This is a genomic window from Verrucomicrobiota bacterium (genome assembly GCA_016871495.1).
Taxonomy (GTDB): Bacteria; Verrucomicrobiota; Verrucomicrobiia; order Limisphaerales; family VHDF01; genus VHDF01.
The window spans coordinates 1-10,305 of record VHDF01000127.1 but is presented as its reverse complement, the minus strand read 5'-3'; the positions used below and the strand labels follow the sequence as shown (position 1 = coordinate 10,305).

8 protein-coding genes and 1 pseudogene are annotated in these 10,305 nt (G+C 62.1%); 2 read left to right on the top strand and 7 right to left on the bottom strand.

What is annotated here, in order from left to right; all coding sequences use genetic code 11:
• The 4 genes from FJ404_18370 to FJ404_18355 all read right to left on the bottom strand — a co-directional run.
• The coding region (locus FJ404_18370; GenBank protein ID MBM3824815.1) for a hypothetical protein at window positions 1–853 on the bottom strand (853 nt) is incomplete at its 3' end.
• A gap of 414 nt (window positions 854–1,267) precedes the next feature.
• Window positions 1,268–2,089, bottom strand: a complete 822-nt coding sequence (locus FJ404_18365) for a prepilin-type N-terminal cleavage/methylation domain-containing protein (protein MBM3824814.1) — start codon at window positions 2,087–2,089, stop codon at window positions 1,268–1,270.
• Window positions 2,090–2,212: 123 nt separating this feature from the next.
• Complete coding sequence (locus tag FJ404_18360; GenBank protein ID MBM3824813.1) at window positions 2,213–3,244, bottom strand: hypothetical protein; 1,032 nt, start codon at window positions 3,242–3,244, stop codon at window positions 2,213–2,215.
• Window positions 3,245–3,324: 80 nt separating this feature from the next.
• Window positions 3,325–5,586, bottom strand: coding sequence for a hypothetical protein (locus tag FJ404_18355; protein MBM3824812.1), 2,262 nt, complete (start codon window positions 5,584–5,586; stop codon window positions 3,325–3,327).
• 275 nt (window positions 5,587–5,861) lie between these two features.
• Here FJ404_18355 and FJ404_18350 point away from each other — a divergent pair, with 275 nt between their 5' ends.
• A complete protein-coding gene (locus FJ404_18350) occupies window positions 5,862–6,683 on the top strand; it encodes a type II secretion system protein (protein ID MBM3824811.1) in 822 nt (273 codons plus the stop codon).
• Window positions 6,684–6,724: 41 nt separating this feature from the next.
• Window positions 6,725–6,961, top strand: a complete 237-nt coding sequence (locus FJ404_18345; GenBank protein ID MBM3824810.1) for a hypothetical protein — start codon at window positions 6,725–6,727, stop codon at window positions 6,959–6,961.
• A 76-nt stretch (window positions 6,962–7,037) separates the two neighbouring features.
• Here the strand turns inward: FJ404_18345 and FJ404_18340 are convergent, their stop codons facing one another.
• From FJ404_18340 to FJ404_18330, 3 genes and pseudogenes are all read right to left on the bottom strand, one after another.
• Window positions 7,038–7,523: a hypothetical protein gene (locus FJ404_18340; protein MBM3824809.1), complete on the bottom strand. Its 486-nt coding sequence runs from the start codon at window positions 7,521–7,523 to the stop codon at window positions 7,038–7,040.
• A 1,107-nt stretch (window positions 7,524–8,630) separates the two neighbouring features.
• Window positions 8,631–8,861 (bottom strand): annotated as a pseudogene (locus tag FJ404_18335) (type II secretion system protein).
• Between the two features lie 9 nt (window positions 8,862–8,870).
• Entirely contained in the window at window positions 8,871–10,034 is a 1,164-nt protein-coding gene (locus FJ404_18330; protein MBM3824808.1) for a hypothetical protein, read from the bottom strand.
• Window positions 10,035–10,305: the final 271 nt, after the last annotated feature.

Here is a 10,305-nt window from a genome sequence, read left to right as displayed (position 1 = left end):
GGGGATGGTCCGGATTGAGAATGTCCACCTGCGTCTGGGTGGCCACTGTTCCCGGCGCCGCGACCAGCATGTCGTCGGCGATGAACGCCTCAAGCATCAGCACCGGCTTGGTCACGTCCTTGAAGGCGTCAGTGACAGCGCCCGAGGATACCGACTCGCTCACCACCACCAAGTCAATCGCATCGGCCTCGCTGCCCGCGGGCTTCTCCGCGGCGCTGGCCACCGGACGCAGTTTCACCTTGTGACCCAGGCCCCGGCTCAGTTCATCAATCAACGCCTGGTCCGTCGCCGACGGCGCGCCGCCGCTCGGAGCGTGAACGAAGAGGACGGACTTCTCCGGGCTGAGACTCCAACTCACCGCTGCACGGAACAAGGCCCTGGCTTGTGAGGTGTATTCCTCGGGTACCGCCGAATGCAGCCCCAGGCAGACGCGCCGCCCCGGCGCCACGAAGTCGCTCTCCATCTTCGCGCCCTTCAGGAACGCCACCAGCGCCCCGGTGTCCGGTTGCCCCACCGCCGACGCCACCTTGATCGCGTCCGTCGAGGTCGAAGTGAAAGTCGAAAGGATCTTCGCCGCCTTGTAGATGTCCACCGCGCCGCTCAACCCGGCCGCCAGGGGATGGTCCGGATTGAGGATGTCCACCTGCGTCTGGTTGGCGGCTGTTCCTGGCACCGCGACCAGCATGTCATCGGCGATGAACGCCTCCAACATCAGCACCGGCTTGGTCACGTCCTTGAAGGCGTCAGCGACGGCACCCGAGGATACCGACTCGCTCACCACGACAAGGTCCATCGCATCGGCCTCGCTGCCCGCAGGTTTCTCAGCGGCGCTGGCCACCGGACGCAGTTTCACCTTGTGCCCCAAACCTCGGCTCAGTTCATCAATCAACTTCTGGTCCGTCGCCGACGGCGCGCCGCCGCTCGGAGCGTGAACGAAGAGGATTTCGGCGGCATTTGCGGTGGCGCCTCCCCACAAGCAGAGAAGCAGAGTCAGCAGCAGCGAGGCCGCGCGATGTTGCGAGAAGCACAGGAGGATTGGATTTTTTGGTGTGCTCATAGATTTATATAAGAAGGATGTGATCATGGCGGTTTCGGCCAGTCCCCGGCCAGCCAGGGCAAAGCGGTGGCGCTCGACGGGCCTTGGATTCAGGAGCTATTTCGTAGCAGAAGGAACTTTTTCCAGCTTGGATGGATTCCACCTGAGGTTGAACGAAATTGACGTCCAGAGACGACGAGTCCTTTTCCTCAGGCGATCCTCGCGCTCTGGCTATTTGAGCGACGCGATGTGCTCGGTAAACCAGGTCCAGTCATTCTTGTCGGCCCTGGGCAGCCAGGAGATGTCGTTGGGCACGGCTTCGCCGCCCTTGCGCCTGAACCCCGAGACGTTGCTGCGCCATTTCTTGATGGCGGAATGTCCGTCGGCAAAGGTCAGGCCGGCGGCGTTGCCGTGCCGCCCGGAGGGCGCATCCAGCCACGGAGTGTTGTTGGCAAACGTGCGCAGATTGTCGAAGGGAAAGAAGTGGGAGTCGTTGATGCTGTTTTCGTGTTCATCGATGAGGATGTAAACGTCGCTCGCGCCAGGCGAGGTGAAGTCGGAGAATTTTTTCGCGACCTTGTATTTTTGGGCGTTGTTTTGAACCCACGAAGTGGAGGTGTCGCCCAGGAACGCGTTCATCGTATAACTGCGGCTGCGCGGCAACAGCTTCCCGCCAACCCGCAACTGCGCCTGGTCGGCGGGGCAGCGGAACACGGTTGGAGTGGTGAGATACTTGTAGGTGGGACTGTTCGTGAGATGGCGGATATCGGCGGAGTCCGCGGCGCCAAACATGCCGCCTTCGACCCAGGCCGGCGCCATCCGACTGGAAAAAGGTCCCAGACAGACGTCGTCGAAATCCTGTCCATACATGACGTAGGCCAGGCCGAGTTGTTTTGCGTTGTTCAGGCAGGCGATCCCGCCCGCCTTCAACTTTGCCCTCGAGAGGGCGGGCAAGAGCATGCCCGCCAAAATCGCGATGATGGCGATGACGACCAATAACTCGATCAAAGTGAAACCGCGTGCCGCTCCAGATCTGCTATTCTGCATTTTCATGCTGTAACTCTTACCGATCCGCCCAGCCTCCGGCTTGTATGTCTTGATCGCGGGTTTGAACGAAATTGACAGGCCGCTGCTTGCTGTGAGGTCGAGTCGAGAGGAGGGCAACGGCAAGCTCCTTTAACGTAACGTCGGCTTCCAACTCGCTCGGCTGCCATCGATCGCCATCTGGAACCGCAACGGCTCCAAGAGCGTCGCGTCGGTGCCGCGATGTGCGAAGCGCACCGCCAACGAACCCGGCTTAACAGCGCTCGCATAGGGAAGATTCGTCAGCGCGACCTGCGCCATCGCGCGGCCGATGGAAGGCGAGACGTTCGTCCAGTGCTGCGGGTCTGGATTGAACGGGTTCATATGATTCACGTCACCGGCGCAGCCTTCGCCAAAGATGGAAACAAACCTGGGGCCAAACGCCGCCGTGAGGTTGGTCTGCAAGTGGCCGGGGAAATCCGCGCCGAACGGCTGCCCGCCATACACCGCCGTGTGCATGGCGAAAACGGCAAGCGAGCCGAGTCCTTCCTTGGAGCCGGCGCGGCGCGCGAGCAGGAACGGAAAGTCGGTGTCCACCGGGCCGGCCGGGCGAAAGAGGTTGGTGTCGCCCTTGCGCGGAATCCAGCCGACCGAGCCGTCTTTCATCCAGTAACGGCGATTGAAGGCGATGCCTTCCAGGCGGGGGATGACCAGTTCCAGCAACGCCGGCTGGCGATTGGACCAGGTCTTGGCGATGACATCCGACCAGCGTTCGACGAGTTGCGCCCGATAGTCGATCGGTTCATGCGGGTCGATACCGTTGTTCGCCTTCTTGGCACGCTCGTGCAGGAACTCGCGCAACGGCCCCAGATACTCGGGTCCGCCATGGGTGTGCGTCGCGGTGATGACGATGTTCGCGACGGGAATCCCGGTGAGCTGGCTGGCCCGGGTGCGGGCGCGGTCCGTGAGATCGCGCGGCACGGAACACAGGTCGTTCCCCACGAATGCAAACGTCGTCGCACCCTCCTGTACGACCATGGCCTTGGTCATCAGCGGGTCGTTGACACCGGTGCTGATGAGCTCGGTGTAATTGCCGGCGCGCCGCCAACCGATTGGCGGTGTGATGTCGGCGGACGCGAAGCCCACGCGGAACTCGGCAGCGGAAGCCGCCGCGACAAGAATCAACAGGAGGAGTCACGGCACAGACTTCGCACACGGAAGTGGGGAAGGAGCGTGGAGAACAGGAGCTTTCATGGATGGTCTGATTAGCGCTTGAGAATCCGCAGCGCGATGTCGTCGGCGAACGCCGGCGCGCCGAGCGTGACCACGCCCGGGCCGGTGACGCGCGCATCACCCACCGTCTTGCCGGTCTTGGTGTCGAGCCACTCGGCCCGCCACTTGCCCGACGGTAACTCCACCTGCAACGCCACCGCTCCATCGCCTGCTGGCGTCGGGAACGGGCTGGCCGTGCCCCAGGCGAAATTTACCTGCGTGTCCGTGCGCGTTTGCCAGGGCGTCTGAAAACTGTTTCCGCGATAATACTCCGCCCTGAGGCCGAGGGTGGAGCCATCCGGAAGATGAAGCGCGCCCGCGGGCACCGGCGCTTTGGACAGACCGCTCGCCGACCACCAGAGTTTCGCCGCGCCCTGGCCCCCGTTGTAGAAATATTCGAGCTTCACCCGCAGCTTCTGTCCGGCCGCTACGGCGAGTTTGCCGGTGTGCTCGACTTCGGACTGGTCCACCCACTTGTCGATGAGCCACTGGTCATTCACCCAAAGGCGCACGCCGTCGTTCGAGAACGTGTGGAAGGTCAGCTCGCCGGTGACCGGCGCATCGACCAGACCCGTCCAGCGCACGCTGAATGGCCCGGTCGCCGCCGACCGGCGGACGTAGATGGCATAAGCCTTGCCAGGTTCGACGAGCGCCCGCGCCGTGCCGTTGGACGGGATGCCGCCCTTGATCACGGAGTTGTCCGGTTTCATGCGGATGAAATCGAGGCCACGGATGAACTTGCTCAGGATGCCGAATTGCCGGCGCAGAGTCGGATTGCCGCCACCGGGTTGCGTGGCCGGGTATTGGTAGGTGCCGTCCTCGAAGCCAACGGCGAAGGAGTAATCGAGATGATTGAACAACGCGCCGCCTGCGATGAGGAAGTCCCACGCCTCGGCACGGTAAACCGTGTCGTTGGTGCCACGAAAGCCCGTCTCGTTGTCGCCGATGGGTTTGTTCAACGCCCAGTTCTCCTCCACCACCGTGGGCGGCGTGGCGTAGTGGAAATTGAATGACGACACGGCGGGGTGCGGGTTCGTGACCTTCTCCGAGTTGTTGGCGATGTTCCAGGAGATGAGGAACGGCTGCGGCCAGTCCTTCATCGCGGCGGTCAGCACGTCCGTCATGTGGCGCTGCCAGTTGTCCGGCACTCGCGGGTTGGTCGCGTAAGGTTCGTTGACGATCTCGAAGGTGACATTGTCGAACTCGCGCAACTCCGCCGCAAACTTCCGGACCATCGCCTCTTGCACGGCGAGCAGGCCGCCGGACTTGTCGAGTGTGAGCGGTTCGTGACGCGAGATGGCGCCGAGGCCGTTGATGTTGTTGCGCGCGTTCATCGGGCACACCGACCACATGGACTCCTCATACATCGGACAAAACAGAACCACCTCGACCACGACGCCCTTCTTGGAGGCATAGCCGACGAAGTCCTTGAGTCGTTTGAAAAACGCGCCGTCCCAACGCGTGAGATCGAACTTGTTGCCGCCGTCCGCATAGCCGGGCTGATCGCTGCGCGCCCACGGACTGATGAAGCGGCCGGGGGCGGGATCCAGCGTGTTGCCGGTGATGCCGAAGTTGCCGCCGGTCTCGGCATACGCCCCGGCCCAGAGCCGCGTGCCATTGAGTTTGTCCTTCGCCAGCGTGTCGAGGTATTTGCGGAAGTCGAAGTCGAGGTTCAAGACCGCGCCGTAATGCTCGCCCGAGGTGATGATGACCGTCGGTTTACCACGCCACTGGAAGTAACGCGGATTGTCCGGATGGAGACGGATGGGCGCGGCGTGAAGGCTGCCCAGGGCGAGCAGCAGAAGCAAGGCGAGGCCCAGGGCACGCGGCCAACTCCGGACGCTCGACCTGATCTGATTTCCGAAATCGAAACCACGGAAGACACTGAAGACACGGAAAGCGAACGACGAAGGAATGTCCCATCCGGAACCTTGATAGCATCCAGTCCCCGGTGCCAGGTTCCACCGCATCCGTGTGCTCCGTCTCTTCAGTGGTTCTCCTCTTCGATCCTTGGGCTTGAGCCCCTTCACCTCGTGATCTGACACCGCCTCGGAGCGTAGCAAATGCGGACGAAGCAGCGGCTTTTGTGTTTCGGGAGGCGAACAGGCGGCAGGGTTCATGGCTGGAGAGGCTATCGAGTCTGGACCAACAGCACCAGATCTTCGGCCGGTGGCGAAGGAAGGCGCTGAACGGTCTTTCCGTTGATGGTTTGCGATTTGAGGGTCTTGGGTGTGTGCGGATCGATGAAGGTGCATCTCGAAGTTGTTGGCAAAATGGCGTTTTCTCGCGAGCGAGGATTCAAGTAGTGGTTGGAACCTGGAGTCTGCTCGTTCGCTGATTTCGTTGGAGTGAACACGTGAACAAGCCGGAGGTTTGCCAGTGATTAGCCGGTGGTTGTACGGGGAACGAGCGCCACCAGCGGATCACTGGGGTGCAGCCAAAAATCCGAGAATCCAATTTGCGGCGAGGTCGGCTTTACGGAAACGAGAATTAGTTTGACAGAACCGCGACTCGGCGTGCTTGGTGGCTTATGAATCGCCGGTCGCTTCCATCCTCCCGAAGCTCTCCTTTTCGTATAGGCACTCGGGGATTCACCCTCATCGAGTTGCTCGTGGTCATTGCCATCATTGCTATCCTGGCCGGCATGCTCTTGCCCGCGCTGGGCAAGGCCAAGGCCAAAGGCCAGGCGATTCGGTGCCTCTCCAATCAAAAGCAATGGGGTTTGGCCACCATGATCTACGTCGATGACAGTGAAGATCGATTCCCGCTTTTTGCCGATCAGTTTCCGGCCACCGCGACCACGACCTACTGGTACCAAAAACTGGCACCCTATATCACGAAAGCGTCCGATGCGACCGTCGCTGGCCAGGGCGACGCGTATGCGGCGGACATCCGCAAGTGCCCGGGCGGGAGTGTCGGGCCGCCGCCGTTCGCGCGGACGACTCCGGGCGTGCCGCGCAAGAACTGGAATAGTTGGATCGGCGTGAACTATGGACTTTTTGGCAACCCGCTGACGGGACCCTTTTATTATGGGAACGAAATGAAACCGCTCCGGGCGGCCCGCATCCGCCATCCAGCCGACGCCATGCTCTTCCTGGAATCGGTGTCGGCTCACGTCTACACACCGCTAAGTTGGGGCTTTGATCGGGATGTGAACAAGGACGGGATGCCGGATAGCCACGATGGCGTGTATTCCACCGAAGCTCCGTTTAACAATGGACGACCAACCGTGCACAGCCAAGGCGCGAATGTCACGTTGTTGGACGGGCACGTCGAACGTTTGGCGTTTGCCAAGCTTTGGGAGTGGCGACGCAACAAGATCGTTCATTCGTATTGGCAGATCGAAGATTAGGCGCTGCGCGGGCGGGCGTCTTCCGGAGGAGGCGCGAGATTATGGAAACGTTCGTGGTCTTGTTGGCTTTGGTGATCCTCGCCGTGTTCTTCGTGCTTCCGCTGGTTGCTTTCACGAAGGCGAGACAAGCCGTTTGCGCGGACGAGGACCTGGCGACGCGGGTGGATGATTCGGAGGCGCTATGCCACTCGGACGTTGCTGCGGCTGGTCTGCGACACAGCCGCGCTCCGGGGGCAGATTACCCTGCCTGCACCGTGGCCCACGCCAAGCCCGGGTGACGGGCCTGGTTCGCGTCAAACCGCCCCTGCAACGCTGCCAGCAACGCGTCGCGTTGTTTGGGTGACAATTCCCTGTTCATTTCGCGTGGCGCAGTTTTTCCAATTCTTTCTTGAGCGGTAGCCAGTATTCCCTGTCGCGCTGGGTTTTCTTGGCTTGTACCAGGTCAGGCAGCGAAAGCAAATCGCATTTCTCGCCGCCGGGAGTTCGCAGCGTCGTGCGGCGCATCCAAAGTTTGGCGAAGGAATCTACACCGCGCATTTTGGACATCAGGTCCACCCGCATCCCCGTTGCCTGCGGATGCTGGCAGCGGAAATGGATAGCGTGACCGCGCCGGAGATGTTTGAGGGCAAAAGGCGGGACGGCGATGGGTTCGGCCTGCAATTCCGCCAGCGCCTTGCGCAGACGGGCGAGGTTCGGAGCGTCGGCAAGGATGACGAAATCGGTGTCGCGGCTAAACTCGGCCGCGCCGTAGAACACGCACGCCTGCCCGCCCATGAGCAGGGCGCGAACGCGCTGCGCGCGCATCGAAGAAAGGACTTTGCGTATCGGGTTCGGGATCAAGTGAACCTCCCAGCGCGAGGTAGGTTTGCCAGAGCTTCTCGCTTTCCAGCCAGCGTTGCGCGGGAGTGAGTCGATACCACTCGGCCCATTCATCGCCAACCAATTGTTCCGGCTGAATCATGCAAAATGAGTATCACTCTCAGGCCGGGCTGTAAACCTCCGCTCAAGGGATTGATTCATCCAGCGCAGCGTTGGCGGTGCGAGCCGCACGGGCAAGCATCGCCTACGCTGGGTGAGGGTGCGATGAACTCATCAACCCTGAAGGAGTTGAATGGTGCGGCGGCGGCGGCGGGCGCGGGTGATGCAACCTCGTTGGGGTTGGGAATCATTTGGGGGACGATGACCCAGGGCAGGTGCTCCTCGCCAGTCTGGCTCGGACCACCAACCCTGGGCTGAATGATGGAGTCCCGATGGGACTCGGTTGGGGCGCGATGGTGTCCCGCGCAGCGGGATTGCTCCGCGTCTGGTGGCCGACATCCGGCCTCACCGCTTGAACAGCCAATGCTTCTCATTGCCGCCCGGTGACGCCACGTCCACCTCTTCCAATTGCCCCAGCTTTCCGCCGGACGCGGAACCATCCGTGAACAGCGTGGCCCCGTAAAAGCGCGGGTCGGGCTTCGTCCCTGCGATCACCGCCTGAGTGTAAAAGCCCGGACCCGTCCCGGTGGCCACTTCCGCGCCGGAGCGGAAGCCCATGTTGATGTGGTTGATCCGGGTGATCTTTTCGCCTTCGTTGATGTAAAAAATGTCCGCCATGAGAGCGGTGCGAGATCGGTCGGCTTTGTCCAGCCATTCGTCCGTGGTCCGCAGCAAGTATTGGCTGCCCTTTCCGTAGGCTTTGCCGTAGAATCCCACATAGCCTCCGAAGATGTAGCCATTTTTGACGGGAATCGGCACGGACAGCGGATCAAATCGCGGGGCTTGGGATGGGCAAAACCACGCGCGAAAATCCCCGATGTAGTCCTTGAGTCCGACCCGCATGTCGTAGGCGGGTCCGCCATAAGCGCCCCGCGTATCGGCCAGCATCTGGGTGACGGGATGGCCTTTGAAACCGCCAAACGTCCCCGCTTCGTAACACGGCAGCGGGTAGCGCCTGAAATCCGATTCATACAAGGTCAAAGCCAGTCCGCACTGGCGCAAGTTCGATAGGCACGCCGCGCGCTTGCCGTTTTCTTTCGCTCGCCCCAAAGCGGGCAAGAGCATGCCTGCCAGGATGGCGATGATTGCAATGACTACGAGGAGTTCAATGAGGGTAAAAGCGAGGTTGAACCGGGATGGGTGACTTGGGTTCAACGCCGCACGGTGCAGTGAGCTACCGAGGGAAGCGGGTGGGTTCATAGTCGAATGTTACAATGACCATTTTGGTTCCTGCTGCAAGCACCGAGAGAAGAGTTGGGGGCAAGGGAAAAGGGACAGCGCCAGAAATACTGGACGAACGCGGTTCGATTCGCGACCCGCATTCCGCGAAGCGCCGTCCCCGTGGCGGCCTGCGTGGTCGGTGGCGACGCTATAGAAGGTGTAGCGATGTCCGGGCGCGCCTTCGTAGCGCGCGCCAGGAAGCGTCGTCGATCTCAACCACGGAACGAACGGGCCGTCGTCGGTCGAGACGAGGACGTCGAAGAAAGCAATCCCGGAACCGCCAGCATCGTCGCCGGACCAGCGAACGGGGATTTGGGGGAAGCTCTCGGAGGGGAGATCGGCGACGCGGCTGGCCGGGGCAAGGGTGTCGGCGGCGGCGGGCATCTGATAGACGAGCGTGTAGGATCCGCGCCCGTTGTAGTCGAGGAGATGGAGGAGGTTCTGACGGATCGGGCGCTGGGAATTGCCGACGAACGTGCGATCCGTGGTCCAGACGGCGAGGTCGAGCGGCAGTACGGTGCCGTCGGCGCGGAGGACCTTGACGAGCCGGAATCGTCCGTCACCAGGCTCGGTGGTTCGGAGGTATCCCCACCCGGAGGGCATGGTGGTGGTCAAGCGAACCTCGAGACGGCCTGGCGCGGGCGGGGCGTCGAAAGTGGCAGGCGAGGCGAGCGCGACGGGTTCGATGCGTCCGTCGCTCAGATGGAGCGTGTCGGGAAGGTCTTCGAGGTCGGGCACGTCGTTGGCGAGGAAGTCGAGTTTGCCGTCGGCGAAGGATCCACCGGCTTCGACGACGTGGTTCATCTCGTGAATTTCGACGCCTTCGATGAGCGAGAGGCGGGGATCGCCGAGGCCATCGAGGTGTTCGAAGGTGGCCTGGTAATCGATGAAGAGACCTTGCAGGGACGAGCGAAGCAGCCAGCGTCCGACGGCGACGGCTCCGGGATCGACATTGCCAAAATCGGCGGTGAGCGACGGGGTCTGGTTCTGGCCGGCGACCTCGGTGGCGAGGATCTCGAAATCGATCAGCAGGCCCTTCGAGTTCTCGATGATCTTGGGCTGGGCCGATGTGATCCGGACATTGCGCGCCGCGCCGCGTCCGCGGTTGTGGATGAGGACACCGAGCGAGTAGGGGATGCTCGGCTCGATCACGTCGGTGAACGGGTCGTCGGCGAAGACGTCGCGGGACCGGCGACGCTGGCGACCGCGAGGTCGGGCAGGTCGCGATCCGTGACGACGAGGACCGCGTTGCCCGCTGTGAATCCGGCGGCGGAGGCCGAGAGAGTCACGGTCAGGGCGGTGGTGCGATCGCCGTTCCGCGTCACGGAGATCGGAACCCCGGAAGCAAAATCTTCGGCGACCGATTCGGCGGACGCCAGCAACGTCAACCGAGCGGGTACGGAGGTCGTCGTTCCGGCCTGGG

Bases quoted from the DNA above. Each gene is read 5' to 3' on its own strand.
- FJ404_18350 (MBM3824811.1), top strand. From the start codon at position 5,862: ATGAATCGCCGGTCGCTTCCATCCTCCCGAAGCTCTCCTTTTCGTATA.
- FJ404_18365 (MBM3824814.1), bottom strand. From the start codon at position 2,089: ATGAAAATGCAGAATAGCAGATCTGGAGCGGCACGCGGTTTCACTTTG.
- FJ404_18355 (MBM3824812.1), bottom strand. From the start codon at position 5,586: ATGCACCTTCATCGATCCGCACACACCCAAGACCCTCAAATCGCAAAC.
- FJ404_18345 (MBM3824810.1), top strand. From the start codon at position 6,725: ATGGAAACGTTCGTGGTCTTGTTGGCTTTGGTGATCCTCGCCGTGTTC.